Source organism: Geodermatophilus siccatus, assembly GCF_900103785.1.
GTDB classification, from domain to species: domain Bacteria; phylum Actinomycetota; class Actinomycetes; order Mycobacteriales; family Geodermatophilaceae; genus Geodermatophilus; species Geodermatophilus siccatus.
The window spans coordinates 126,217-151,914 of the sequence record NZ_FNHE01000010.1 but is presented as its reverse complement, the minus strand read 5'-3'; the positions used below and the strand labels follow the sequence as shown (position 1 = coordinate 151,914).

Here is a 25,698-nt window from a genome sequence, read left to right as displayed (position 1 = left end):
CTCCGCGGGTGCTGGGCGTGTCGGGTCCTGCTCGTCGCGGTACCGCAGGTGGGTGGTGCGGAAACGGACCGACGTGGCCGGGGCGGCCGTCGCCCGCGGCCAGACGCCCGAGGAGGTGCTCGACCGCAACCTCGCCGAGCTGCTGCAGGAGATGCGGGTGGCGATCACCGGCGTGCAGATCCTCTTCGCGTTCCTGCTCACCCTGCCGTTCAGCGCCCGCTTCGACGAGCTCGGCGCCTTCGGGACGACGGTCTACGCGGTCACCCTCCTGAGCACCGCGACCGCGATGCTGGTGCTGATCGCGCCGGTCTCCTTCCACCGCACGCTGTTCCGGCAGCGGCGCAAGCAGGAGCTGGTCGCCTTCGCCGACGGCGCGCTGCTGGTGGGCCTGGCGCTGCTCCTGCTCGGCATCGCGGCGGCGGTGCTGCTCGTGCTCGACGTCGTCCTCGGCCGGTGGCCGGCCCTCGCCTGCTGCGCCTTCGTCGTCGTGCTCGGCGTGGTGGCCTGGTACCTGGTGCCGCTGCGCCACCGGCGCCCGCGCGACGGCTGAGCCCCTGGGAGATGCTGCGCGGGTGAGCGTCACCGTGGTCGGCAGCCTCAACGAGGACGTGCTGGTCCGCGTCCCCCGGCTGCCCGGCCGCGGCGAGACCGTCGTCGGGCGGGAGACCGTCCTGGCGCCGGGCGGCAAGGGCGCCAACCAGGCCGCGGCGGCCGGCCGGCTCGGCGGCGCGGTGGCCGCGGTCGGCCGCGTCGGCGACGACCCGGCCGGCGACCGGCAGCTGGCCGCCCTCGCCGGCACCGGGGTCGACGTCACGGCTGTGGTGCGGACGCCGGAGGTCCCCACCGGCAGCGCGACGATCCCGGTCGAGGACGGCAGCGGCGAGAACCTGATCGTCGTCGTCCCGGGGGCCAACGCGCAGCTGCGGCCCGCGGACGTCGACGTCGCGGCGGTGCGCGAGGCGCGGGTGGTGCTGCTCCAGCTCGAGGTCCCGCTGGAGACCGTGCAGGCCGCGGCGGCGGCCGCCACGGGCACCGTCGTCCTCACCCCCGCGCCTCCGCAGCCGCTGCCGCCCGGACTGCTGACGCGCGTCGACGTCCTGGTGCCCAACGAGCACGAGCTGCGGCAGCTGGCCGGCGCACCGGCCGGCGACCGGACGCCGGGCGAGCTGGCGCAGCTGGCCCGCGGCCTCACGGCCGGCACGGTGGTGGTCACCCTCGGCGGGCGCGGGGCACTGCTCGTGCCGGACGACGGCCCGGCGCTGCTGCAGCCGCCGCTGCCCGTGCGGCCCGTGGACACCACCGGCGCCGGTGACGCCTTCTGCGGGGCGCTGGCCGTCGCGCTGGCGGCGGGCTCGACTGCGGCCGAGGCGGTGGCGACCGCGGCCACGGTGGCGGCGCTGTCGACGACCGGGCCCGGTGCGCGGGGCGCCCTGCCCGACGCCGCCGCGCTGGCCGCCGCACGGCCCGGGCTGCCGGCCGCCGTCCCGGTGGACGAGGCAAGCGGTTGACCGGGCGGCCGGCCGGGCACAGGCTCGGCCAGCCGACGACCGAGGAGGCAGTCCCGTGAGCGAACCCGACCAGCCCGCGCACACCAGCGAACCAGCCGAGGGCGGGGATCCACCCGGCGAGGAGGCGGGTGGCCAGACGCCGCACCCGGAGCAGCCCGCCGAGGGCGGCGACGGGCCCGCGGGCGGTGCCGACACGCCCTGACCCGAGGCGCGGCGCGGGCCGGCCGGCGCGCCCGGCCCGCGTCCGGCCGGGCTCGTCGGCCACCGGGAGTGACGCATCTCTCCGTGACTTCGACTCAACTCACCGTTGCGGGTCTGTTTCGCCACCGGCTGCGCGGGGGACGCTGGGCCCATGGAGGACACCCAGAACCAGCCCCGAGTAGGTACCGAGGCCTCTGAGGAGCGCCCGGCCGACGAGTCGCAGGCCCGACAGGCCTCGACCGCGCCCCTGTCCCGCCTGCTGGCCAACCCGCGCCGCATCCGCAGGGCCTGAGGCGAGGACCCCCTCCGGCATCCTCTCGGGGATGCCCAGGAGGGGCCTCGGGGAAGTCACGGAACGTCACACCCGTCCCACCGACCTCCGGCGTCCCGGTCAGCCCGGACGCACCTCGTCACTCACAGCAACCACCTGTCGGCCGGTCCCGGCGTGCCGCGAACTGCTCCGTCACGCCCTGCGGCAGCATCGCCGGCGTGACCGCAGCCGCCATCCCCCTCGCCGCCGACGACGCCTCGGTTCCCGTCCGCCGGAGTCGGGCGGAGCGGCAGGCCATCGTCCTGGACACCGCCGAGCGGCTGTTCGCGACCCGCAGCTCGCGCAGCGTGGGGATGGACGAGCTGGTCCGCGAGACCGGGCTGGGCAAGATGACCGTCTACCGGCTGTTCAAGAGCAAGGACGACCTGGTCGGCGCCTACCTCGCGCGCAAGGCGGCCACCGTGCTCGCCCGCATCGACGCCGAGCTCGAGCGCCTCGCCGACGACCCGCGGGCGGCGCTGCTGTCCGTCGTCGACACCGTCGAGGCCGACGTCACCCGGACCGGCTTTCGTGGCTGCCCGTTCACCAACGTCAGCAGCGAGTACGACGACCCGCAGCACCCCGCGCGCAGCGCCGCCGCCGACTACAAGTTCGAGCTGCACGCCCGGCTCGAGCGCCTCGCCGAGCAGGTCGCGCCGGGCTCGGGCGAGGACCTCGCCGCGCAGGTGCACCTCATCATCGACGGGATGTACCTCTCGGGGGGGCTGCTGGGCCCCGACGGCCCCGCCTCGCACGGTCGCGAGCTGGCCGAGCGGCTCGTCGGCATCGCCGCTCGCTGAGTTCCCTCGTCGGCCTACCGGCCGACACCGCGGCCACCCCCGCAGAGCCCATCCGGCCATCGTCGGGGACCCTCCGGCCCCACTCCTCCGCGGTCGTCCAGCGGGGACCCGCGAGGGATCGCAGGATGGGCCGGTGAGCACCGACCGCAGCCGGCCCGACCTCGACGACACCACCGTGGAGGGCCTGGGCAAGCTCTCCGAGGCCCTCGAGACCATCGAGCAGGCACGCGGCCAGCTCTACGGCTTCCACCAGCACTCCGGCAAGGCCGACCTGCTGCTCCAGGACGCCGTCGAGCTCTTCCGCAAGGCCGGCCACACCCAGCTCGCCGACGACCTCGACCGCGACCTCGTCGGACGCAACGTCATCGCCGACCGCTGGACCTTCCAGATCGTCGAGGACTACGACGCCAACTACTGGTCGGTCTTCCGCGCCTTCGACCAGCGCGCCCGCGACGAGCTGTCCGACGGCGACCGGCACGTCTACGAGGCGCGGATGAAGCAGCGCGAGCGGACCAAGGGCCACCCCCACCACGAGGCCGGCCCCGTCCTGGACGAGTGAGCGCGGACACCCCGGTCCTCCGCGCCGCACCGCAGGGCCACGTGCGGTCGCCGCGGGGGAACGGCCGCCGCAGACTGGCTCCATGACGATGCCGGAGCCCGACGAACCGCGCGACGCCCAGCCCTTCGGCAGCGAGGGGGCCCCGCCCGGGGACCCGGAGTCCCAGGGCGGTACCCCCGGCCCGGCCGACGGTGTCGCGGGTCCGAGCTGGCCCCCGGCCGAGACCGAGCCCGACGCGCAGCGCTGACCGTGCGCGGGACGGCGGCGGGCACCAGACTCGACCCGTGACCGCTCCCGGCTCCGACCCCCTCCGCACCTCGACCGGTCCGACCGGCACCCCCGGGACGACCACCGGTCCGGCCACCCCCGGCCCCGCTCCGACCGGCGGGACGACGGCGCCCGAGCGCCACCCCGTCCGCAACGCCGGCCGCACCGCCGGCCGCACGCTCGCCCTGGCGCTGCTGCTGTTCGTCACCGTGGTGCTGGTGCTGTTCGTCGTCTTCAACAACCAGACGGTCCAGATCAGCCTGGTCTTCACCGACGTCCAGGCGCCGCTGGTGCTGGCCCTGGTCATCGCCGCGGCGCTCGGCGGCCTGCTGGTGTGGCTGGCCGGCCTGGTGCTGCGCGCCCGCCGCCGCTCCGGCTGAGCGATCAGCCGCCCGCCCCCGCGCAGGCGGGCGCGGGCAGGTCGGCGGCCCGACCCAGGTGGCGGCGACCGACCCGGCCGGCACGGGACGGGCGACGAGGAAGCCCTGCGAGGCGTCGCAGCCGAGGCCGGCCGGCGTCACCAGCTGCTCGGGGGTCTGCACGCCCTCGGCGACCACCGTCAGGCCCCTCGTGCGGGGTCGCGGTCAGCTGGTCGGCTCGAACGCGGCGGTGGTCGGACTCGCCGGCTCACCCCCACGAGGGGGAGCCACGCCTCCCGAGGTCGCGGTCCTGCGGCGGTGCTTGCTCCTGGTTACCGGCCGGTAATACGGTTTGTTACCCGCAGGTACTGAGTCGCGGGTCGCAGCACGGAGACCGGGAGCCACAGGCATGGGCCACTACACCGCGAACCTGCGGGACCTCGAGTTCAACCTCTTCGAGTTCCTCGACACCAAGGACCGGTTCGGCACGGGGCCGTTCGCACAGATGGACGTCGAGACCGCGCGCGGCGTGCTGGCCGAGATCCGCCGGCTGGCCGAGGGCCCGATCGCCGACTCCTTCGCCGACGCCGACCGCAACCCGCCGGTGTTCGACCCGGCCACCTCCTCGGTGACCCTGCCGGAGAGCTTCAAGCGGTCGGTGCGCGCCGTCGAGGACGGCGACTGGTTCTCCCTCGACCTGCCCGAGCACCTCGGCGGCTTCGGCGCTCCGCACGCCCTGACCTGGGCGGCCTTCGAGATGGTGCTCGGCGCCAACCCCGCCGTCTTCATGTACGGCTCCTGGGCCGCCTTCGCCGCCATCCTGGACGAGCTCGGCACCCCCGACCAGAAGCGGCTCGCCCGGCTCATGCTCGAGCACAAGTGGGGCGCCACCATGGTGCTCACCGAGCCCGACGCCGGCTCCGACGTCGGCGCCGGCCGCACGAAGGCCGTCCGGCAGGACGACGGCTCGTGGCACGTCACCGGCGTCAAGCGGTTCATCACCTCGGCCGAGCACGACCTGTCGGACAACATCGTCCACCTGGTGCTGGCCCGCCCCGAGGGTGCCGGGCCGGGCACCAAGGGCCTCTCGCTGTTCGTCGTCCCGAAGTTCCACGTCGACCTCGGGACCGGCGCGCTGGGTGAGCGCAACGGCGTGTACGTCACGAACGTCGAGAAGAAGATGGGCCTGAAGGTGTCCACGACCTGCGAGCTGACCTTCGGCGCCGGGCCGGTGCCGGCGAGGGGCTGGCTGGTCGGCGAGGTGCACGACGGCATCGCGCAGATGTTCCGGGTCATCGAGCACGCCCGGATGTTCGTGGGCGCCAAGGCCATCGCCACGCTGTCGGCCGGCTACCAGGTGGCCCTGGACTACGCGAAGAACCGCGTGCAGGGCGCCGACCTGACCGCGACCAGCAAGGACGCCCCGCGGGTCCCCATCACCCGCCACCCCGACGTCCGCCGCTCGCTCATGCTGCAGAAGTCCTACGCCGAGGGCATGCGGGCGCTGTACCTCTACGCCGCCACCTTCCGCGACCAGGTCACGCAGGCCGAGGCCGAGGGCACCGCCGACAGCGAGGAGGCGACGCTCGCCGCCCGCGTCAACGACCTGCTGCTGCCGGTGGTCAAGGGCTTCGGCTCCGAGCGCGCCACCCAACTGCTCACCCAGGAGTCGCTGCAGACCCTCGGCGGCTCGGGCTACCTGCAGGACTACCCGATCGAGCAGTACATCCGGGACTCCAAGATCGACACCCTCTACGAGGGCACCACGGCGATCCAGGGCCAGGACTTCTTCTTCCGCAAGATCGTCAAGGACGGCGGCGTCGCCCTGACCTGGGTCGCCGAGCAGATCCAGGCCACGATCGACGCGGAGGCCGGCAACGGCCGGCTCAAGGAGGAGCGGGCGCTGCTGGCCACCGCCCTCGCCGACGTGCAGGGCATGCTGGCGGCGATGTTCGGCCACCTCGCCCGGGCGCAGGAGGACCTCACCGCGCTCTACGAGGTCGGCCAGAACACCAGCCGGCTGCTGCTGGCCACCGGTGACCTGGTCACGGCCTGGCTGCTCGTGCGCCAGGCCGAGGTGGCGCTCGGCGCCCTGGCCGGCGAGGTCACCGAGCGGGACCGGCACTTCTACGAGGGCAAGCTCGCCGCCGCCCGGTTCTTCACCACGCAGGTCCTGCCGAGACTGACGGCGGAGCGGACCATCGTCGAGCACACCGACAACGCCCTCATGGAGGTCGACGAGGCCGCGTTCTGAGGAGGGACCCTCCTGCCCCCACCCCTCGCACGCTCGGGACGGGCCCCTGCAGGAGGGCCGACCGCACCCCACGGTGGCCGTCGTCCTCCCGGGGACGGCGGCCGCGGCCGTTTCACGGGGACGGCGGCGGGCATGGCCCCTGCGACAGCGCCGTCGGACAGGAGGCTCCCGTGAGCGACCCCCAGGGCAGCGACCGGATCCAGCAGGACATCCCGACCGCGTCGGGCAGCGGGGACAACAGCGACACCGGGTCGGGGTTCGAGGACGTCCCCCTCACCCGCGACGAGGCGATCGAGCGCGATGCCGCGGCCGGCGACGACCTCCCCGCCCGCGCCGACTCCGACATCGCCCGCGCCCGGACGGACGGACCGTCCGGCGAGGTCTCGGGACCCACTCCCCGATCCGGAGGAAGGGACATCTGATGAGCGAGTCCGACGACACCGGCTACCGGGAGTCCCCGGACACCACCGACGGCCCCAGCGCGAGCAACCTCGTCGACGGCGTCCCCGGCGAGGACCGGTCCGACGGCGGCGAGCGCGACGAGGTCACCCTCACCACCGACGAGGACGCCCAGCGCGACGACGGGACGGTGCGTCCGGGCAACGTCCCCGACTGAGAGGGCCCCGTCCTCCCCACGCCTCCCACGCTCTGCGCGGGCCCAGGGGCCGGACAGGACCGTGCAGGAAACTCGTTCAGATCCAGCCGTGCCGGCGCGCCGCCTCCACCGCGGCGTGCCGGTTCGGCGCGCCCAGCTTGGCCGCCGCGGCCGACAGGTGGTTGCGCACGGTCCCGGCTGACAGGTGCGCGCGGGCGGCGATCTCCTCGACCGGGGCACCCCCGGCCGCCAGCTCGAGGACGTCGGCCTCGCGCGGCGTCAGCGGGCTGTCCCCCGCGCTGATCGCCTCCGCGGCCAGCTCCGGGTCCACGTAGCGCCCGCCCCGGTGCACCGTGCGGACGACGTCGGTGAGCACCGGCGCGCTCACCGTCTTGGGCAGGAACCCGCGCACGCCGGCCTCCAGCGCCCGCTTGAGGTGACCCGCCCGGCCGTGCCCGGTGACGATCACCACCGCACAGCCCGGCAGCACGGTGGAGAGCTCCCCGGCCACGGAGATGCCGTCCCGGTCGGGCATCTGCAGGTCGAGGACGGCGACGTCGGGCGTGTGCGCGCGGGCCATCGCCAGGGCCTCGGCACCGGAGGCGGCCTGGGCCACCACCTCGAGGTCCTCCTCCAGGGCCAGCAGAGCGGCCAGTGCCGAGCGGATCAGGTTCTCGTCGTCGGCCAGCAGCACCCGGATCACGCGGACACCCTCACGGGCACGGTCGCGGCGAGGACGAACCGGTCGCCGGCCGGACCGGCCGAGAGCCGGCCGCCGGTCGCGGCCAGCCGCTCGGCCAGGCCGGTGAGCCCGTTGCCCCAGGCCGTCCCCGCCCCGGGGGCGCCGTCGTTGGTCACCTGCAGCTCCGCCTCCCCGCCGGCCGCGCGCAGCTCGACGCTGCACCAGCTCGCCCGGCTGTGCCGCAGCACGTTGGTCACCGCCTCCCGCACCACCCAGCCCAGCGCCGCCTGCACCGGCTCGGGCAGCGCCTCGGCCTCCTCCTCGCCGGTCACCGTGACGCCCACCCCGGCCGCGCGCAGCACCGACCGGGCGCCGGCCAGCTCGCCGGGCAGGTCGGTGCGCCGGTAACCGCGGACGACGTCGCGCACCTCCCGCAGCGACTCCTCGGCCACCCGGCTGATGTCCGCCAGCTCCTCGGCCGCGCCGTCCCTCCCCCGACGGACCAGCTCGGCGGCCAGCTGCGTCTTCACCGCGATCGCCGAGAGGTTGCGGCCCATGACGTCGTGCAGGTCGCGGGCGAAGCGCAGCCGCTCCTCGGCGACCGCGAGCTGCGCCTGCACGCCGCGGGTGCGCTCCATCTCCAGGACGACGTCGAGGATCCAGACGCTGAACCGGAAGGCCGTGACGAAGAACGCGACCGCCAGACCGATCGAGGCGCCGATGGCGACGGCAGCGGCCGGTGGGTTGCCCTCGGCGAGCGCCACCGCACCGGCCAGCACGCCGGTGACCGCGGCCCCGGTGACCAGCGGCCGGGTCGGGACGGTGACCGACAGGGCCAGCAGCACCGCGGCGCCCACCAGGCCGGTCACCCACGGGGCGGCGGGCGCCGGCCCCTCCCCCGTGGCGGCCAGCGCCGCCAGGACGGTGATCAGGCCGGCGACCAGGGCGACCAGCAGCGCAGGCCGGTCGGGGCCGGCGGCGCGGTCGTGGAACCCGCGCCGGGTGAGCACGAGGCAGGCCGCCGTCGTCACCACCGAGGAGCCGAGCAGCACCACCGGGTGCCACGCGGAGGCCGTCACCCAGTCCGACGCCGCCGCGAAGAACAGCATGACCGGGACGAACACCAGCGTCGTGTAGTACGACGAGCGGGTGTAGAGGTCGATGCGCTGCGGGTCGGTGCGGCTGCTCCACCAGCGCGCGACGGTCGGCACGGCCCCCATGCTGCCGTACCGCCCGTCGCGCGCCGGGCGGGTCAGCGCCGCGGAGCCCAGCGGAACCACCGCGCGGTCGCCAGGCCGGCCAGCACGGTCCAGGCCAGGAGCGTGCCCAGCGGGACCAGCGCGGCCCACCACAGCTCCGCGCCGGCGACGACCTCGCCGTCCCAGGTCCGCCCCGCGAGGCCCAGCTGCACCAGCTCGATGACCGGCGTCAGCGGCAGCAGGCGGGCGACCGTGGCCAGCTCCTCAGGCAGCACGCTCAGCGGGAAGAACAGCCCGGAGAGCGCGGTCGTCCCGAGGACGACGGGCAGCGTGGTGATCTGCGCCGACTCCGGCGTCCGGGTGAACACCGTGCTCGCGGTGGCCAGCACGACCATCAGCGCCGCGCCGAGCAGGACCGCCAGGACCGGCAGGACGGCGTCCACCGGCGCGGTCCACAGGTCGAGCACGACCACGCCCACGGCGACCAGGACGAGCTGGCCGACCGTGACCAGCAGGGTGGGGACGGCGGTGGCGAGGAGCACCTCGCCGTCACTCAGCTCGCCGGTGCGCATCCGCTGCAGCACCAGGTCCTCGCGCCGGGCGACGTAGGTGGTGACCAGGTTGTAGTAGGTCAGGAAGACCAGCGTGAAGCCGGCGGCCGCGGTCAGCAGGCCGGGCCCGGTCGTCCGGTCGTCGAGGCCCATCCCGGGGACGAGGGCCACCAGCAACAGGGGCATGAGCACGGAGTTGACGACGGCGGTGCGGTTGCGCAGCAGCAGCCGGGTCTCGGCGGCGGCGAGGGCCCCGACACGGCGGAGCCGGGAGGGGCCGGCAGGAGCGGCGAGCGTGGTCATCGTGGCGTTCCTCTCGGGTCGGGGGTCACTCGGCGTCGGCGACGGCGAGGAAGGCCTGCTCCAGGGAGGCGGCGCGGGCCTGGAGGCCGCGGAGCACGACGCCGTTCGCGGCGGCCCAGGTCAACAGCTCGGCGAGCACCGGCTGCAGCGCGCGGGTGTGCCACTCGACCCGCGGGCCGGCGCTGACCACCTCGACGCCCGCGGGCACCGGCAGCTGCGGGACGCCGTCGTCGAGGGTGAAGCGGACGGTGGCCGGCTGGGTCTCGGCGATCTCCTCACGGGTGCCGGCCAGCACGACCCGGCCGGCGCGCATGACCGCGATCCGGTCGGCCAGCTCCTCGGCCTCCTCCAGGTGGTGCGTGGTGAGCACCACCGCGGCACCGTCGTCCACCAGGCCGCGGACCAGGCGCCACACGGTGCGCCGGCTCTCCGGGTCCAGGCCGGTGGTGGGCTCGTCGAGCACCAGCACCCGCGGGCGGCCGAGCAGGGCCAGCGCGAGGTCGAGCCGGCGGCGCTCCCCGCCGGAGAGGCTGCGCACCCGGACGTCGGCCCGGCCGGTGAGGTCCACCTGCGCGAGCGCCTCGTCGACCGGGCGCGGCGTGGTCAGGGTGCCGGCCCAGGTCCGGACGGTCTCGGCGACGGTCAGGTCTCCCGGCAGGCCGCTCGTCTGCAGCAGCACGCCCAGGTGCGGGCGGACGGCGGCCCGCTCACGCCGCGGATCGGCGCCGAGGACCTGCACCGACCCGCCCGACGCCGGGGCCAGCCCCTCGAGCACCTCCAGGGCGGAGGTCTTGCCGGCGCCGTTCACGCCGAGCAGCGCGAACACCTCACCGGGCCGGACCTCGAAGGACACCCCCCGGACCGCCTCGAAGTCGCCGTACCGGCGGTGCAGGTCGACCACCTCGACGGCGGACGGGTCGGGCGCCACCGTGGGCGGCGGGGCGGGTGCGACGGACGGGTGCACGGCGACCTCCTCGATGCGCCCGCCGGCCGGGGTCCGACCGCTCCTCCCGGGCGCACCCCTGACGCTGCCGTCGTCCCTGCAGCGGCACAGGTGCCGTCCCTCACGACTCCTCCCGGCGACGCCACGGGCCCCCCGTGACGGATGTCATGGGGAGCCCGTGAGCCGGCCTCGCACCGACGTGCGCGACCGGCCCTCCCGGACGACGACCGCCGGGTCCGCGGCCGGGGCGCGGGTCCCCCCGAGAGGACGGCGACCAGCGTGGCGACCGCGCAGGCGGCGACGCCGACCACGCCGAGGAGCTGCACCGGCCGACGGCCGATCCGGTCAGGCAGAGGGCACCCCGCGACGGGGTGGTGACCACGGGGGACGCGGTGCCCGTCGGCATCGCCTCGAGCGCGTGCCGACGGTGCTCGCGCCGCCGACGCGACCGGAGCGCGCCGGGGTGTGCGGGTGCGGTCACGAGCTCTCCTCGTCGAGGAGCATGCGGGGTGCGGCCCTGGCGGCGCCGCAGACGTGACCGCGGTCACGTGTCCGCCCGCCATACCGGACGGCGCCGTCCGGCGTCCTGGTGTGGTGCCCCCTCCGGGGGACGGCTCATGGCGCGATGTGGGCCGCACCCATCCCGGCTCGACGAGGTGTGTGGGCCCCGACCGTGCGGCCGGTCGCCAGGAGCCTCTAGCCTTCCGCGACATGGCGGACTCAGGAACCCTCAGCGGGCGGCGGGCCCTCATCACCGGCGGCGCCTCGGGCATCGGCCGCGCCTGCGCCGTGCGACTGGCTCAGGCGGGCGCGGACGTGGTCGTCGTCGACCGTGACGCCGAGGCGGCGAAGGCGGTGGCGACGGCGGTCGGGGGGACGGCGGTCGCCGTCGACCTCTCCGACCTCGACGCGGTCGACGGCCTGGACCTCGACGTGGACGTGCTGGTCAACAACGCCGGGCTGCAGCACGTGGCCCCGCTGCACGAGTTCCCGGTCGACCGCTTCTCGCTGATCCTGCGGCTGATGCTGGAGACGCCGTTCCGGCTGGTCCGCGGCGCGCTGCCGCACATGTACGAGCGCGGCTGGGGCCGGATCGTCAACGTCAGCTCGGTCCACGGGCTGCGGGCCTCCGCGTACAAGAGCGCCTACGTCACCGCCAAGCACGGTCTCGAGGGGCTGTCGAAGGTGATCGCGCTGGAGGGCGCCCCGCACGGGGTCACCTCCAACTGCGTCAACCCCGCCTACGTGCGCACCCCGCTGGTGGAGAACCAGATCGCCGACCAGGCCAGGGCCCACGGCCTGTCCGAGGACGAGGTGGTCGAGCAGGTCATGCTCGCCCCCGCGGCCGTCAAGCGGCTGATCGAGCCCGAGGAGGTCGCCGAGGCGGTCGCCTACCTCTGCTCCCCCGTCGCCGCGTCGATCACCGGCAGCTCCCTGGTCATGGACGGCGGGTGGACCGCCCACTGATGGAGGACCCCCTGCCGCCCACCGCAGGAGGCCCCCGCAGGGGGGCGGGGCCGGCGCCAGGGGGGCTGGACGGTGCCGCGGAGTACTTCGCGCTGCTGCTGGAGGAGGCGGCGGCGATCGAGTTCGAGGGGCCGGTGGTGCGCGCCCGGGCCGCCGGTGCCGACGGTGCGGCGCTCGCCGGGCTGGAGCGGGTCAAGCTGCTGGCCCTGCAGGTGCGCGACGCGTTCGCCGCGCGACGCCGCCGGGAGTCCGAGCTCGCCGCACTGTTCGACACCGCCGGCGACCTCGCCTCCCTGCGCAGCGTCGACGACGTGCTCACCGCGATCGTCCGGCGGGCCCGGCAGCTGCTCGGCACCGACGTCTCCTACCTGACCCTGCACGACGACGCCCGCGGCGACACCTACATGCGGGTGACGGACGGCTCCGTCTCGGCCCGGTTCCAGGCGCTGCGGCTGCCGATGGGCGCCGGCCTCGGCGGGCTGGTCGCGCAGACCGCCGCGCCGTACGCCACCGCCCGCTACTTCGCCGACCCGCGCTTCCAGCACACCGACGAGATCAACGGGGGTGTCGCCGAGGAGGGCCTGGTCGCCATCCTCGGCGTCCCGCTGGTGCGCGGGTCGCGGGTGATCGGCGTGCTCTTCGCCGCCGACCGCGACGAGCGGCTCTACGACCGCTCCGAGGTCTCGCTGCTGGGCTCGCTGGCCGCGCACGCGGCGATCGCGCTGGACAACGCCCGCCTGCTGGAGGAGACCCGGTCGGCGCTGGAGGAGCTGTCGACGGCCACCCGGGAGCTGCGTGCCCACTCCGCCTCGGTGGAGCGGGCCGCCGGCGCGCACGACCGGTTCATCGACATCGTGCTGCGCGGCGGCGGGGTGGAGGACGTCGCGGCCGCGGTCACCGAGGCGCTCGGCGGGCGGATCACCATCCTCGACGAGCACGGCCGCGGCACGCCGTCCCCCGGGTCGGACGGCGACCTGCCGCCCGACCCCGCGGCCGCCCTCACGCTGGCCCGCTCGACCGGCCGGACGGTCCGCGACGGCAGCTGGTGGACCGCCGCGGTGACCGTGGGCGCCGAGCTGCTCGGCGGCCTGGTGCTGCACCGGGACGACGAGCTCTCCGACTCCGACCAGCGCATCCTCGAGCGCGCCGCACTGGTGACCTCCCTGCTGCTGCTCATCCGGCGCACCGCCAGCGAGGCCGAGGGCCGCGTGCGCGGCGAGCTGCTGGAGGAGCTGCTCGGGCCGGCGCTGCGCGACCCCGACGGGCTGCGGGAGCGCGCCCGCCGGCTGGGCGCCGACCTCGACCGGCCGCACGCCGTCGTCGTCGTCCTGGTGGAGGAGCGCGGCCGGGGCCGGGCGCTGGCCGCCGCCACCCACCTGGCCGCCGTCCGCGGCGGGCTGGCGGGCCTGAACGACGGGCGGGTGGTGCTCTGCCTGCCGGGTCGGGAGCCCGGCGTCGCGGCGGCGCAGGTGTGCCGGGAGCTCACCACGGCCGTGGGGCGGCCGGTGACCGTCGGAGGTGCCGGGCCGGTGCAGGGGCCGGCCGCGGTCGCCCCCGCGCACGTCGAGGCCCGGCGCTGCGCCTCGACGCTGGTCGCCCTCGGCCGGGGCGGTCAGGCGGCCAGCGCCGACGAGCTCGGCTTCGTCGGGCTGCTGGTCGGCGAGGGGCGGGACGTGCGCGGTTTCGTGACCGCCACGCTCGGCCCGGTGCTGGACTACGACGAGCGGCGCGGCACCGACCTGGTCGGGACGCTGCGGGCCTGGTTCGGCGCCGGCGGGTCACCGGCGAGGGCGGCCGAGGCCCTGCAGGTGCACGTCAACACCGTCACCCAGCGCCTGGAGCGGGTGGGCCGGCTGCTGGGCCGCGAGTGGTCGACGCCCGAGCGGGCCCTGGAGGTGCACCTGGCCCTGCGGCTGCACCGGCTCACCGGTCCCGCCGCCGGCTGATCGGGCGCAGCCCTCCCTCTTGTGCGTCCCCCTCCGCGGGAGGACCTTCGCTCCGCACGGGCCACCACCGGCGCGGGGGTCGATGCCGATGTCCACCACCGACGAGGGGTCCTCCCGCGAGGAGGGCTCTCGGGAGACGGGCGCCGCGGAGGACGGCGGGACGCCGGGCCGGCGGGTCTCCGCGTCCTCCCTGCTGTGGCAGGACAGCCCGGAGCGCCAGGTCCTGTTCCCGGGCGGACGCGGCGACTGGACCTCGCCGACGAGCGTGCCCGGGTCGCTGCTCGTCGCCTTCGCGCTCGCGGTCGCCACCGTGGCGCTCGAGTGGGTGCTCACCTCGCGGGCGGTCGCCTCCGCGGACGGGCTGCGGATCACCATCCGGATCGTCCAGACGCTCCTGCTCGGCCCGGGGCTGCTCCTGCTGGGCGTGGTCGCCTCGCGGTACGCCAGGGCTCGCCGGGCGTTCTTCGACCGGGTGCACGCACTCCGCGCGGACCAGGTGGCCCGAGCCGTCGACGAGCTCGCGGACGGCCTCCCGCTGGCCCAGCTGTTCCGCCTGAACCGCCAGCAGCTCGACGAGTACCACGTGCTCAGCGTGCGGCAGGCATCGACGTCGTTCCGCAACGCCACGGTCGCTGCCGCCGTCGCCGTCGCCGTCCTCGTCGTCGGCGCCCTCGTCGCGCTCCAGCCGACCCAGGACGAGGCGAGCCGTTACGTCGTCGGGGGTCTGGCGGCACTGGGCGCCACGCTGGCGGCGATCGTGTCGAGGACCTTCGCCGTCTCCTACAGGGAGACGGCCGAGCAGCTGCGGGAGCACTACCGCGAGCCGGCGCGCACGGCACGGCTCCTGGCGCTCGAGCGCTTGGCGGTGGACCCCACCCGGGACCGAGCCGTGTACGTCGACCTGCGGAGGCTGCTGTTCAAGCAGCTCCTCGACGACTTCCGCGGCCACGACGGCTCCAGGGCCGCACCGGGAACGGGAGCCACGGGGACCGAGGCCGGCGGCCGAGGCAGGGACGACTAGCCACCTACCCTGGTCCGGTGCCCGCCGTCCCCACCCGCCTGCCGGCAGACCGGTGGACGGCGCTGGCGCGGGCGCACGCGGAGCGGGCCGACGCGCTGACCGCGGCGCACCGGGCCCGCCGGGCGACCGGCACCCGCCACCCGGTCGAGGACTTCCTCTACGAGTACTACAGCGCCCGCCCCGCGCAGCTGCGCCGCTGGCACCCGGGCCCCGGGGTGGTCCTCGAGCCCGGCGCCGACGGACCCGCGCCGCACGCCGCCTGGCGCTGGTACGCCACCGACGACGACGGCGCGGTCACCCTCGACCTCGACGCCTTCCTGGCCGACCGCGGGGACACCGCCGCCTTCGTCGCCCGACTGCTGGCCGCGACCGCGTCCCGGCCCGCGCACACCGGCTGCTTCGGGCTGCACGAGTGGGCGATGGTCTACCGGGCCGACGAGCACCGGCACCCGCTGCCCTTGCGGCTGGGCCGGGCCGGCACCGATGCCGTCGTCGAGTCCCACCCGGTGCGCTGCTCGCACTTCGACGCGTTCCGGTTCTTCACGCCCGCCGCCGTCGGCCGCAACCGGCTGCGGCCCACCCGCGCCACCCAGGTCGAGATGGAGCAGCCGGGCTGCCTGCACGCGACCATGGACCTCTACAAGTGGGCCTACAAGCTCGGTCCCGCCGTCCCCGGCGACCTGCTGCTGGACTGCTTCGTGCTGGCGGCCGACGTCCGGGAGCTGGACATGCGCGCCTCGCCGTACGACCTGCGCGAGGCGGGCTACGGCCCGGTCGCGATCGAGACGCCGGAGGGCAAGGCGGAGTACGTCGCCGGGCAGCGGGAGTTCGCCCGCCGCGGTGCAGAGCTGCGGTCACGACTGCTGGCGGTGTGCGACCGGCTCCTCGAGGCCTGACCCATCGCGGGCGGGCGCCGCGACGCCGCCGTCCGCCGGTGCCCACGCGGGGCGTCGACCACGTGGGCACCGGTGGCGCCGGGCTCCGTCCCGACCCCGGCTATCCGGTCACGCAGTCGAAGCTGCCCGCCTCGTCGGGGCTGCCCGAGCCGCTGTACCGGGGGTGGGTCGGGTACTCGCACAGCGGCCGCGTGCGGGTGGCGCCGGGGTTGGTGTCCCGGACGACGGGGTCGGCCGGCGCCGCGCCGGTCGTGACCCAGTGGTCCAGGGCGGTGAGGGAGTCCCAGCCGGCGGCGAAGGCGGCAGCGACGTTGGCGTGGTTGGCACCGGGGACCAGGTAGAAGCGGGTGAACGCGTCGACCCGGCGCTGCCCCATGGTCTGCACGAGCCCCTCGTAGTACTCCACCGTGGCCCGGTGGCTGACCAGCTCGTCCGCCGTCCCGTGCAGCAGCAGCAGCTTCCCGCCCCTCCTCGCGAAGGGCCGCAGGTCGGTGCTGTTGACGTCCTGCAGCGCGGTGAGCTCCGAGATGCGGTCCTGCCAGGGGCCCGGCGCCAGCGGGTCCAGGGACAGCGAGTCGAAGGCGGGGTCCCGGGTCACGGCGTACGTGACCCAGGCGTCCCAGAACTGCATGCCGTAGCCGGCGGTCTTCGGCATGGGGGTGGCCGGCGCGGTCGTCCCCAGGCCGAGCAGCGGTGTCGACATGTCCGCGCCCGAGAGGAACGGGAAGCCCGGGTAGCCGGTCTCACCGCTGGCCAGGGGGTAGGGGAACGTGATCGGGCTGGAGACGGCGCGGATCGCGGTGATCTGCGGGTCGGACAGGCAGGTGTCGCCGGTGTCCTGCCCCTCCGGGCAGCGCAGGACGACGGGGTCGAAGCGGCAGGCCGGCTCGTTGCTGATGACGCCGTCGGTCAACCCGTCGAGGCCGTCGCAGGCCGTGACGACCGCGTTGTAGAGCAGCACCTGCTGCGCGGGACGGGGGAAGGCGCCCGGCGCGGCGAGCTGACGGGTCATGTGGCCGAAGTACAGGTCGAGGGTGGCCGCGTTGAACGCGGGATAGACGCTGATGACCCCGTCGAAGTCACGCTCCCAGCGCTGGGCGACGGCGAGCGCCTCCCGGCCGCCGGTCGAGCCGCCGGCGAAGTAGGTCTGCTGCGGGGTGTTCCGGTCGTAGTACCGGCCGATGACGAACACGGCGGCGTCCCGGGTCTTCTTCAGGGCGTCGCCGGCGAAGTTGCGCAGCGCCTCGTCGTTGGCGAGGAACTCGCCGTAGAGCGAGGGGGTCGGCAGGAACCCGGCGGGTGCCTGGTGCCCGGAGTCGCTGGCGAAGGTCGCGTACCCGCGGCCGAGCGGTCTGGGCGCGTCGCCCGGACCGAACGGGACGTTCCCGTCGAGCGCCGGGATCGTCCCGTTGTAGCCGCCCCCGCCGAACATCAGCGCCTTCTGGTTCCACGTGGTGGGCAGCGCCACCTGCATGCGGATGTCCGGGGCGGCGGGGTCCACGGGGTGCAGCGCCGCGGTGACCCTGCAGTACTCCCCGATCGCGGTGGTGCCGCTCCCGGACGGCGCCACGAGGGTGGCTTCGGTCACCGCGCCGCCGGTCGTCGGGAGGCCGATGACGCGCGCGGGGATGTCCACCCCCGCGAGCGCCGCACACCGGGCGGCGGCGTCCGCGGCACCCGCCGGCGTCGTCCAGCCGAGTGAGGCGACGACGGCGAGGGCCACCCCCGCCACGACCGTCCTGGCTCTGGTCAGGTCCATGGGACTCCTGTCGGTCGACGGTGGAGGCGCGGGCGAGGCCGTGGACGCCGAGTGAGGCGGGTCACACAGTAGGGAGTGGCACGCACCGACTCCACGTGAGCGGACTCCACGGACGCGACACCGGGTGTGGGGTCCGGGCCCACACCGAGCGGGCGTCCCGTGGGTCGTACCGTCGTGCGCGTGACCTCCGGAGCCTCCGACCGCCTGCGGACCGACCGCTGGCTGCGCCTCGACGGGACGACGAACACCCGTGACCTGGGCGGGCTGCCCACCGTCGACGGCGGGACGACGGTCCCCGGGCGGGTGCTGCGCAGCGACAACCTGCAGACGCTCAGCGAGGACGACGTCCGCCGGCTGGTGGACGATGTGCGGCTGCGCGAGGTGGTCGACCTGCGCACCACCGCCGAGGTGCTGCTGGAGGGCCGCGGCCCGCTGCGCGCGGTGCCCGAGGTGACGCACCGGCACTTCACGCTGCTGCCCGAGCGCGGTCACCACACCGACGTGTTCGCCGTCGAGGAGGCCGACGTGCCGGAGCTCCCGGCCGACTGGGCCGAGTCGATCCTGCCGCGGCAGGTGGCCGAGGGCGACCAGGGCGAGCCGCCGGCGGTGCGCTCCTACCTGGGCTACCTCGCGCACCGGCCGGAGAACGTGGTCGCCGCGCTGCGCGCCCTGGCCGCGCCCACGGACGGCGCCACGGTCGTGCACTGCGCCGCGGGCAAGGACCGCACCGGGGTCGTCGTGGCCTTCGCGCTCGCCGTGGCCGGCGTCCCGCACGAGGAGATCGTCGCCGACTACGCGCTGACCGCCGAGGTCATCGACGACCTGGTCGCCAAGCTGGCCGCGTCACCGACCTACGCCGAGGACATGGTGCGCCGCGACGTCGCCAGCCACACGCCGCGGGCGGAGACCATGCGCCGGGTGCTCGAGCTGCTCGACGAGCGGCACGGCGGCCCGCAGGGCTGGCTCACCGAGCACGGCTTCGGTCCCGAGGAGCAGGCCGCCCTGCGCGCGCGGCTGCGCGCCTAGGAGCTGCAGCTAGGACTCGTGGCCCCCGTCAGGGTCCCGCGGCGAGCTCGCGAGCCGCGGGTGGAAGGGGGTCCTTCTCTTGTGGCGGTACATGTCGGCGTCGGAGGCGCGCAGCAGCGCGTCGGCGCTGCCCGATCCGCCGCCCTGGACGGCGACGCCCACGCTGGTGCCGACGGCGACGCCGGCACCCTCGAGGCGGAAGGGCTCGTCGAAGCAGCCCAGCACGCGGGCGACGACGCGGTCGGCGTCCTCGGGCCGGGTGAGGACGGGCAGCAGGACGGCGAACTCGTCACCGCTGAGCCGGCCCACCGTGTCGCCGGGGCGGATCGCGGCCCGCAGCCGGGCGGACACCTGGCGCAGCAGCTCGTCACCGGCGGCGTGGCCGAGCGAGTCGTTGACCCCCTTGAAGCGGTCGAGGTCGCAGAACAGCACGCCGACGTGCTGGTCGGCGGGCGTGGTGGCCAGCGCCTCGCCGAGCCGTTCGAGGAAGAGCACCCGGTTGGGCAGCCCGGTGAGCGCGTCGTGCGTGGCCTGGTGCCGCACCGTCTCGAGCAGGCGAGCCCGCTGGAGTGCGGTCGCGGCCTGGTCGCCGACACCGCGCAGGCGGTGCAGGACGTCGCCGGCGAGCACCTCGGGCGCCCGCCCGGCCGGCCAGCTCGCGGTGGCGACACCGAGGAAGGTGCGCCCGGCCACGACCGGGACGGCGACGACGTCGGTGAGCTGCAGGGCCGTGAGCAGCTGCCGCAGCACCGGACTGCTCGACTCGGGCCGCAGGAAGCGCGGCTCCCGGTCCGTCAGCATCCCGACCAGCTCGGGGACGTCCTCGGCGCGGAGGGGCGTCCCGTACATCAGCTGCTGGTTCTCCTCCACGGGGTCCACGTGGGCGGCCGTGCGCAGGCAGCCCTCCGCGGGGTCCCAGAGCATCACCGCGGCGCTGTCACAGCCGACGACGCGGGGCAGCGCCTCGGCGACCACCGCGCACACGTCGACGGCCTCGGTGGCACCGGCGAGCTCGTGGGCCAGGGTGAGCAGCGTCCCGGCCCGGTCGGCCTCCTGCCGGGAGCTCTCCAGCGCCATGAGCAGGTCGAGGGCGGCCGCGGCGTAGCCCGCGTAGGCGGCGAGCATCTGGCGCTCGTGCACGAGGCCGCTGTCGCCGGGCCGGTAGACCGTGGCCAGCCGGCCGTGCACCCGGCGAGCCGAGGCGACGTCGACCGCGACGACGTTCGGGCCCGGGTCGGCGCCGGCGAGCAACGTGGCCGCGAGGGCGTCCACCTGGTGCTGCGGGAGGCCTGCGCTGCGCACCAGGGCGGGACCGCCCGCGGGGTCGGCCACGGCGAGCACCCAGCCCGGGGCGAGCACCGCCTCGGCGGCCTTCTCGATGATGCGCTGGAGGACGGTCTCGACGTCCTCGCTGGCGACCAGGTCCGCGGCCGCCGACTGCAGGATGCGCAGCTGGTCGCGCAGGGCGAGCAGCTCGGGGACGTCCTCGTCGGTGCGACGGCGTCCGCCGAACCTGCGGCGTCGCTCCCACGTCAGGTGGTAGGTGCAGACGGAGTGGCCGTCGGACTCGCACTCGGAGTGCAGCAGCTGGGCCGGGGGCAGCCCGAAGAGCGTCGGCACCATGCCGATGAGGCCCTGGGCGTACTCGCAGTCCAGCCGGGAGTGCGGGTAGCCCTCGTGCAACCGGTAGCTGAGCGTCGCGTGGGTGGCGCCGGACTCGACGACCCGCATGGTCGAGGTCGTGGTGAACTTGGCCACGGCCCGCGGGAGCTGGCGGTACACCTGGCGCGGCGAGCCCATCGCGCGGACGAGCAGCACCAGGGCCGGGGTCAGGCCGAGCCCGAGGGCCTCGCGGCCGACGCGGAACATGGTCTGCGGGTCGCCGAGCACCTCGGTGGCGGCGGCGAAGAGCTTGATCCGGGTGTCGTAGCTGGTCCAGTGCGACGGCAGCTCGAGCTCGGCGGCGGTGAAGGGCACGCCGGCACGGCGCAGCACCTCCGCGACCGCGTCGTCCCCACCCTGCTGGCGCACGTAGCTCAGCAGCAGCCCCGTGGTGGCGCCGGACGTCTCCCGGGCCTCGGACACCGCAGGGCCGCTCACCTGGGGCCTCCCGTTCTGCTCACGCCCGTCCCATCGGCAGGACGGCGCCCGGGGTTGAACGGGTACACCCCATGGGGGGACGACGCGGCCCGCTCGCCACCAGTTACCCCAGGGGGGTGTGGTGTACGTCGTCGCGGACACCCGTCCCCGACGGCCGACCCGAGGAGGCGACTCCCGTGACGACGAGCCCGCGCGACCACGCGCCACAGGCGCTCGACGTGCACACCCACGGGTCCGGGCACGGTCCCGGCCCGGTCTCCTGGGCCATGGCGGCCACGGCCACGCTGCACTGCCTCACCGGCTGCGCCATCGGCGAGGTGCTCGGCATGGTGATCGGCACGTCCGTCGGCCTGTCCGACTGGGCCACGGTCGCGCTCGCGGTCGCCCTGGCCTTCGTCTTCGGCTACGCGCTGACGATGCGGGGCGTGCTGCGTGCAGGAGTGCCCTTCCGGCAGGCGCTGCGCGTCGCACTGGCCACCGACACGATCTCCATCGCCGTCATGGAGGTCGTCGACAACGCCGTCGTGCTGTCGGTCCCCGGCGCCATGGAGGCCGGCATCTCCACCGCCCTGTTCTGGCTCGCCCTCGCGGGTGCGCTGGCGGTCGCCTTCGTGGTGACCCTGCCGATCAACCGGGCGACGATGAGCCGCGGCCGGGGACACGCGGTCGTCCACGGCCTGCACTGAGGAGGATCCCCCGCCCCCCACCGCGGAAGGACCCCGCCCTCCTCACGCCTCCAGGAGGACCCCCCTGCCCCCGCCACTCGCGAGCTCGCAGCGGGACCCTGCAGGGGGGCCAGTGGGATCCGGGACGGGGGCGGACAGCAAGCGACCCCGGTCTCCAGAGGAGGCCGGGGTCGCGCGTCGTCGGGAACGGCTCAGCGGGTGGACCCGCTGCTGTTCGCCATCGTCAGCAGCTCGTCGCGCATCGCCGGGCTGCTGGTGCGCGCGAGGGCGCGGTCGAGCGCCCGACGCGTCCGCGCCGCCTGCCGACGCCGCCGCCAGCTGGAGGTCACGCTGTTCATGACTCGTCGCCTTCTTCCGGTCTCGTGAGGTCTGCACCTTGAGCAATGCAGGCGCGACCCCGACTATTCCGAAGAAAGCCAGGCGAGCTCGATGACACAGCGAGGATCCCTCACCTCGGAGGGTGATGTCGCCCTCGGGCCCTCCGCAGGCAGGAGGGCCCCGTCCCCCTCACCGCCCGCGGCGAGCCCCTCGACGGGGCCGGCGGCGAGCGCCGGGGGGCAGAGAGGTCCCCCTTCAGTCGACGCCGAGCTCCCGGCGCGCCGCCGCCCGGGCGGCCTGCGGGTCGTCGGTCAGCAGCGCCGCCTCCGCGGCCCGCCGGCACGCGTCGGTGTCGACGACGGCCAGCCGGGCACCGACACCGGCGATCGACGAGGCCGCACACGACAGCGAGGTGACGCCGAGGCCGACCAGGACGCAGGCGAGCAGCGGGTCGGCGGCGGCCTCCCCGCAGACGCCGACCGGCTTCCCGGTACGGCGGCCGGCCTCCGCGGTGAGCTGCACCAGGGCCAGCAGCGCCGGCTGCCACGGGTCGGTGAGGTCGGCGAGGTCGGCGGAGAGCCGGTCGGCGGCCAGCGTGTACTGCGAGAGGTCGTTGGTGCCGATCGACAGGAAGTCGACGTGCTGCAGCAGCCGCTCGGCCATCAGCGCCGCCGACGGCACCTCGATCATCACGCCGGGGGTGAGCCCGCGGGCGCGGACACGTGCGGCGAAGTCCGCGGCCTCGCCGACGGTGGCCACCATCGGCGCCATCACCCACGGCGAGGCACCGGCCCGGCGGGCACCCTCGGCGATCGCGTCCAGCTGCCGCTCCAGCAGGCCGGGGTCGCGGCGGGCGACGCGCAACCCGCGGACGCCGAGCGCCGGGTTCTCCTCGTCGGGCATCGTGGCGAAGGCCAGCGGCTTGTCCGACCCGGCGTCCAGCGTGCGGACGACGACCCGCTGGCCGGGGAAGGCCTCGAACACCTCGGCGTAACCTGCCGCCTGCTCCTCCACCGAGGGCTCCTCGGCCCGGCTGAGGAAGGCCAGCTCGGTGCGCAGCAGCCCGACGCCCTCGGCGTGCTTGCCCGCCGCGGCCCGCGCCCCGGCGCCGTCCTGCACGTTGGCCAGCACCTTGACCTCGAGGCCGTCGCGGGTGCGGCCGGGGCCGCGGTACCCGGCCAGCGCCGCGGCGGCGCTCTGCGCGGCCGCCACGCGGGCACGGGCCTCCTCCGGGTCCGGGTCGATGGTGACGGTGCCGCGCTCCCCGTCGAGCAGCACGGTGGCGCCCTCCGGGACGTCGTCCAGGCCGCCGACGGCGACCACGCAGGGCAGCCCGAGCTGACGGGCGATGATCGCGGTGTGGCTGGTCGTGCCGCCCAGCCGGGTGGCCAGGCCGGTGATGCGGGTCGGGTCCAGCCCCGCGGTGTCGGCCGGCGCGAGGTCCTCGGCCAGCAGCACCGAGGGCTGCTCCGGGCTCGGGACACCGGGCTCCCCCTGCCCGGTCAGCTGGGCGACGATCCGGTCCCGGACGTCCCGGACGTCGGTCACCCGCTCGGCCATGAGCCCGCCCAGGCCGGTGAACAGGTCGACGAACTGCTGCGCGGCCTGCACGGTGGCGACGGCGGCGGGGGTGCCGGCGTCGATCCGCTGCTCGACCGCCGAGAGCAGGCCGCGGTCGCGGGCCAGGCCGGCGGTGGTGGCGAGCACCTCGGCGCTCACCCCGGTCGCCGCGCGCGCCCGCTCGGCGAGCCGGTCGGCCACCACGCCCGCGGCCGCGGCGAAGCGCTCCTTCTCCCCCGCGCGCTCCTCCTCGGCGACCACGACGCCGTCGTCGGACGGCAGCAGGACCGCGCCCGAGGGGCGGACGACCGGGCCCCAGGCCACCCCGGGGACGACGGGCGTGCCGGGCAGCACCACCGGACCGGTGGTCGACAGGGCGGCGGTTCCGGGAGCGTGGGTGGTCATGGCTACCTCGCACGAGTCAGGGGGAACGCGATTCCGGCTATGACCAGAGTCACGAATGGGTGTTGACTTGTCAACGGATCGGACGTAGAACAACACCAACACAACACCAAGCCAACACAAACGGGCAACCGTTGTGTGCTAGGGGCAGGGAGGTGGGCATGTACGCCGAGGAGCGTCAGCAGACGATCGCCGGACTGGTCGCCGACCGCGGTCGGGTGTCGGTGACCGCGCTCGCCGAGGAGTTCGGGGTCACCACCGAGACCGTGCGTCGCGACCTCGCCGTCCTCGAGCGCGCGGGGATGCTGCGCCGCGTGCACGGCGGCGCCGTCCCGGCCGGCGCGCTCACCTACGTGGAGACCGCGCTCGGCGAGCGGCACGCCACCCGCAGCGAGCAGAAGCGCAAGATCGCCGCCGCCGCGCTGGACCTGCTGCCCGGGTCCGACGGCAGCCTGCTGCTCGACGGCGGCAGTTCCACGGCCGCGCTGGCCGAGGTCCTCCCCGGCGACCGGCGGCTGCTGGTCGCCACGCACTCGGTGCCGATTGCCGCCCGGCTGGCCGCCGCCCCCGGCGTCGACCTGCACGTGCTCGGCGGTCGGGTCCGCGGGATCACCCAGTGCGCCGTCGGCGAGCGGACCGTCGCCACCCTCGCCGACCTGCGGGTCGACGTCGTCTTCCTCGGCAGCAACGGCATCACCGCCGAGCACGGGTTCACCACGCCCGACGAGGCGGAGGCCTCGGTGAAGCGGGCGATGATCCGCGCCGGCCGGAAGGTCGTCGTGCTGGCCGACAGCAGCAAGCTCGGCCGCGAGCACCTGGTCCGCTTCGCGACGCCGGCCGACGTCGACGTCCTGGTCACCGACGCCGAGGCCGCACCGGCCGACCTCGCCCGTCTCGACGACGCCGGGATCGAGGTCGTGGTCGCGTGACCGAGCACACGAGCCATCGCGTCGTCACCCTGACCGCCAACCCCAGCCTGGACCGGACGCTCTCGCTGCCCGGCCCGCTGGTGCGCGGCGGCGTGGCCCGCCTGGCGCCGAGCTCCACCGAGCCCGGCGGCAAGGGCGTGAACGTCGCCCGCGCGATCGCCGCCGCCGGCGGGGACGTCGTCACCGTGCTGCCCGCGGCCGACGACGACCCGATCGTGCGCGCCCTGCACGGGCTGGACCTGCCGATGGCCACGGTCCCCATCGCCACGCCGGTGCGCACCAACTACACGCTGGCCGAGCCCGACGGCACCACCACCAAGCTCAACGAGCCGGGCGCCCCGCTGGACGACGAGGCCCGGGGAGCGCTGACGATCGCGATGCACCAGCACGCCGAGGGCGCCCGCTGGGTGGTGCTGTCCGGCTCGCTGCCGCCCGGCACGCCGCTGGACTGGTACGCCGACCTGGTCCGCGCGCTGCGCGACACCGGCGCGAAGATCGCCGTCGACACGTCCGAGGCGCCGCTGCTGGCCCTGCTGGGCGCCGGTCCGGACGCCGCGCCCGACCTGCTCAAGCCCAACTCCGAGGAGCTCGCCCAGCTCTCCGGCGTCCCCGAGGCCCACCTCACCGCCAACCGCGCCACCGCGCTGGCCGCCGTCGACACGCTGCACGCGCGCGGCGTGGCCGAGGTGCTCCTGACCCTCGGGGCCGACGGTGCGCTGCTGTCCTGCGCCGAGGGCGTCTGGGCGGCCACCCCGCCGCGGATCGCCGTCCGCAGCACCGTCGGCGCCGGCGACTGCAGCCTGGCCGGGCACGTGCTGGCCGACCTGGCCGGCGCCGGACCGGCCGAACGGCTCCGCAGCGCCGTCGCGTACGGCGCCGCCAGCGCCTCGCTGCCCGGTTCCGCCGTCCCCACGCCCGAGCAGGTGGCCGCCCTCGACGTCGAGGTCGCCACCGTCCGGACCGAGGGTCTGCCCAGCACCACTCCCGCACCGCCCACTGCACAGCGCACCACCGTCCCGGCCGCCGGCCGCGACGTCTGACGCCTCTCGAGTAGGTG

At 75.6% G+C, this 25,698-nt stretch carries 27 protein-coding genes; 19 read left to right on the top strand and 8 right to left on the bottom strand.

Translation table 11 applies throughout. The features are described from left to right. Positions 1-55 precede the first annotated feature (55 nt). The 11 genes from BLS21_RS18385 to BLS21_RS18350 all read left to right on the top strand — a co-directional run bounded on the left by BLS21_RS18385 (position 56) and on the right by BLS21_RS18350 (position 6,874). Positions 56-550, top strand: coding sequence for a DUF6328 family protein (locus BLS21_RS18385; RefSeq protein ID WP_245700550.1), 495 nt, complete (start codon positions 56-58; stop codon positions 548-550). Between the two features lie 22 nt (positions 551-572). Continuing rightward, the gene (locus BLS21_RS18380) at positions 573-1,508 is read left to right on the top strand and encodes a PfkB family carbohydrate kinase (protein ID WP_091221785.1); all 936 of its coding nucleotides are present in this window, start codon (positions 573-575) and stop codon (positions 1,506-1,508) included. A 55-nt stretch (positions 1,509-1,563) separates the two neighbouring features. Then, positions 1,564-1,710 carry a hypothetical protein gene (locus tag BLS21_RS25265; protein WP_175479628.1) on the top strand — a complete coding sequence of 49 codons (147 nt, stop codon included), beginning with the start codon at positions 1,564-1,566 and terminating at the stop codon, positions 1,708-1,710. Positions 1,711-1,860: 150 nt separating this feature from the next. Beyond that, positions 1,861-2,001 (top strand): hypothetical protein, encoded by a 141-nt coding sequence (locus BLS21_RS25260; protein ID WP_175479627.1) that lies wholly within the window; start codon positions 1,861-1,863, stop codon positions 1,999-2,001. A 197-nt stretch (positions 2,002-2,198) separates the two neighbouring features. Then, complete coding sequence (locus BLS21_RS18375; protein ID WP_091221782.1) at positions 2,199-2,819, top strand: TetR/AcrR family transcriptional regulator; 621 nt, start codon at positions 2,199-2,201, stop codon at positions 2,817-2,819. A gap of 133 nt (positions 2,820-2,952) precedes the next feature. Continuing rightward, complete coding sequence (locus BLS21_RS18370; RefSeq protein ID WP_091221780.1) at positions 2,953-3,378, top strand: hypothetical protein; 426 nt, start codon at positions 2,953-2,955, stop codon at positions 3,376-3,378. Between the two features lie 82 nt (positions 3,379-3,460). Then, complete coding sequence (locus BLS21_RS25255; protein ID WP_175479626.1) at positions 3,461-3,625, top strand: hypothetical protein; 165 nt, start codon at positions 3,461-3,463, stop codon at positions 3,623-3,625. 37 nt (positions 3,626-3,662) lie between these two features. Further along, positions 3,663-4,025, top strand: coding sequence for a LapA family protein (locus BLS21_RS18365; RefSeq protein ID WP_091221777.1), 363 nt, complete (start codon positions 3,663-3,665; stop codon positions 4,023-4,025). Between the two features lie 388 nt (positions 4,026-4,413). After that, positions 4,414-6,258 (top strand): acyl-CoA dehydrogenase, encoded by a 1,845-nt coding sequence (locus tag BLS21_RS18360; RefSeq protein WP_091221772.1) that lies wholly within the window; start codon positions 4,414-4,416, stop codon positions 6,256-6,258. Between the two features lie 170 nt (positions 6,259-6,428). Beyond that, the gene (locus BLS21_RS18355; RefSeq protein WP_091221769.1) at positions 6,429-6,680 is read left to right on the top strand and encodes a hypothetical protein; all 252 of its coding nucleotides are present in this window, start codon (positions 6,429-6,431) and stop codon (positions 6,678-6,680) included. After that, a complete protein-coding gene (locus tag BLS21_RS18350; protein ID WP_091221768.1) occupies positions 6,680-6,874 on the top strand; it encodes a hypothetical protein in 195 nt (64 codons plus the stop codon). Before BLS21_RS18355 ends, BLS21_RS18350 begins: the two co-directional genes overlap by 1 nt. Positions 6,875-6,950: 76 nt before the next feature. Here the strand turns inward: BLS21_RS18350 and BLS21_RS18345 are convergent, their stop codons facing one another. Genes BLS21_RS18345 through BLS21_RS18330 form a run of 4 tightly spaced genes read right to left on the bottom strand, consistent with a single transcriptional unit; the run spans position 6,951 to position 10,552 of the window. Further along, positions 6,951-7,556: a response regulator transcription factor gene (locus BLS21_RS18345; RefSeq protein ID WP_091221990.1), complete on the bottom strand. Its 606-nt coding sequence runs from the start codon at positions 7,554-7,556 to the stop codon at positions 6,951-6,953. Then, on the bottom strand, positions 7,553-8,746 hold the full coding sequence (locus BLS21_RS24745; RefSeq protein WP_217636193.1) for a sensor histidine kinase: 1,194 nt from the start codon (positions 8,744-8,746) through the stop codon (positions 7,553-7,555). Before BLS21_RS24745 ends, BLS21_RS18345 begins: the two co-directional genes overlap by 4 nt. Before the next feature lie 41 nt (positions 8,747-8,787). Further along, the gene (locus BLS21_RS18335; RefSeq protein ID WP_091221766.1) at positions 8,788-9,588 is read right to left on the bottom strand and encodes an ABC transporter permease; all 801 of its coding nucleotides are present in this window, start codon (positions 9,586-9,588) and stop codon (positions 8,788-8,790) included. A 25-nt stretch (positions 9,589-9,613) separates the two neighbouring features. Further along, entirely contained in the window at positions 9,614-10,552 is a 939-nt protein-coding gene (locus tag BLS21_RS18330) for an ABC transporter ATP-binding protein (protein ID WP_091221763.1), read from the bottom strand. A 690-nt stretch (positions 10,553-11,242) separates the two neighbouring features. On the opposite strand from BLS21_RS18330, the gene BLS21_RS18325 reads away from it, so the two are divergent. From BLS21_RS18325 to BLS21_RS18310, 4 genes are all read left to right on the top strand, one after another. Further along, positions 11,243-11,998: a 3-hydroxybutyrate dehydrogenase gene (locus BLS21_RS18325; protein ID WP_091221761.1), complete on the top strand. Its 756-nt coding sequence runs from the start codon at positions 11,243-11,245 to the stop codon at positions 11,996-11,998. Further along, complete coding sequence (locus BLS21_RS18320) at positions 11,983-13,944, top strand: helix-turn-helix domain-containing protein (RefSeq protein WP_245700549.1); 1,962 nt, start codon at positions 11,983-11,985, stop codon at positions 13,942-13,944. The genes BLS21_RS18325 and BLS21_RS18320 overlap by 16 nt, the downstream gene beginning before the upstream one ends. A gap of 88 nt (positions 13,945-14,032) precedes the next feature. Beyond that, positions 14,033-14,965: a TRADD-N-associated membrane domain-containing protein gene (locus tag BLS21_RS18315; protein ID WP_091221758.1), complete on the top strand. Its 933-nt coding sequence runs from the start codon at positions 14,033-14,035 to the stop codon at positions 14,963-14,965. A 17-nt stretch (positions 14,966-14,982) separates the two neighbouring features. Further along, a complete protein-coding gene (locus BLS21_RS18310; RefSeq protein ID WP_091221755.1) occupies positions 14,983-15,861 on the top strand; it encodes a 3-methyladenine DNA glycosylase in 879 nt (292 codons plus the stop codon). Between the two features lie 100 nt (positions 15,862-15,961). Here BLS21_RS18310 and BLS21_RS18305 read toward each other — a convergent pair whose 3' ends face one another. Continuing rightward, positions 15,962-17,620: a tannase/feruloyl esterase family alpha/beta hydrolase gene (locus BLS21_RS18305; RefSeq protein ID WP_091221753.1), complete on the bottom strand. Its 1,659-nt coding sequence runs from the start codon at positions 17,618-17,620 to the stop codon at positions 15,962-15,964. 180 nt (positions 17,621-17,800) lie between these two features. Here BLS21_RS18305 and BLS21_RS18300 point away from each other — a divergent pair, with 180 nt between their 5' ends. Next, on the top strand, positions 17,801-18,646 hold the full coding sequence (locus BLS21_RS18300; protein WP_245700548.1) for a tyrosine-protein phosphatase: 846 nt from the start codon (positions 17,801-17,803) through the stop codon (positions 18,644-18,646). 9 nt (positions 18,647-18,655) lie between these two features. Here BLS21_RS18300 and BLS21_RS18295 read toward each other — a convergent pair whose 3' ends face one another. Further along, on the bottom strand, positions 18,656-20,746 hold the full coding sequence (locus BLS21_RS18295) for a GGDEF domain-containing protein (RefSeq protein ID WP_245700547.1): 2,091 nt from the start codon (positions 20,744-20,746) through the stop codon (positions 18,656-18,658). A gap of 176 nt (positions 20,747-20,922) precedes the next feature. On the opposite strand from BLS21_RS18295, the gene BLS21_RS18290 reads away from it, so the two are divergent. Further along, positions 20,923-21,432: a DUF4396 domain-containing protein gene (locus tag BLS21_RS18290; protein ID WP_245700546.1), complete on the top strand. Its 510-nt coding sequence runs from the start codon at positions 20,923-20,925 to the stop codon at positions 21,430-21,432. A gap of 191 nt (positions 21,433-21,623) precedes the next feature. Here BLS21_RS18290 and BLS21_RS25250 read toward each other — a convergent pair whose 3' ends face one another. Together BLS21_RS25250 and BLS21_RS18285 are read right to left on the bottom strand one after the other, a co-directional pair. Beyond that, on the bottom strand, positions 21,624-21,770 hold the full coding sequence (locus BLS21_RS25250) for a hypothetical protein (RefSeq protein ID WP_175479625.1): 147 nt from the start codon (positions 21,768-21,770) through the stop codon (positions 21,624-21,626). Between the two features lie 235 nt (positions 21,771-22,005). After that, a complete protein-coding gene (locus tag BLS21_RS18285; protein WP_091221748.1) occupies positions 22,006-23,715 on the bottom strand; it encodes a phosphoenolpyruvate--protein phosphotransferase in 1,710 nt (569 codons plus the stop codon). A 158-nt stretch (positions 23,716-23,873) separates the two neighbouring features. Here BLS21_RS18285 and BLS21_RS18280 point away from each other — a divergent pair, with 158 nt between their 5' ends. After that, positions 23,874-24,641: a DeoR/GlpR family DNA-binding transcription regulator gene (locus tag BLS21_RS18280; protein ID WP_091221745.1), complete on the top strand. Its 768-nt coding sequence runs from the start codon at positions 23,874-23,876 to the stop codon at positions 24,639-24,641. Beyond that, on the top strand, positions 24,638-25,681 hold the full coding sequence (locus BLS21_RS18275; RefSeq protein WP_091221742.1) for a 1-phosphofructokinase family hexose kinase: 1,044 nt from the start codon (positions 24,638-24,640) through the stop codon (positions 25,679-25,681). Before BLS21_RS18280 ends, BLS21_RS18275 begins: the two co-directional genes overlap by 4 nt. The last annotated feature ends 17 nt before the right edge of the window (positions 25,682-25,698 follow it).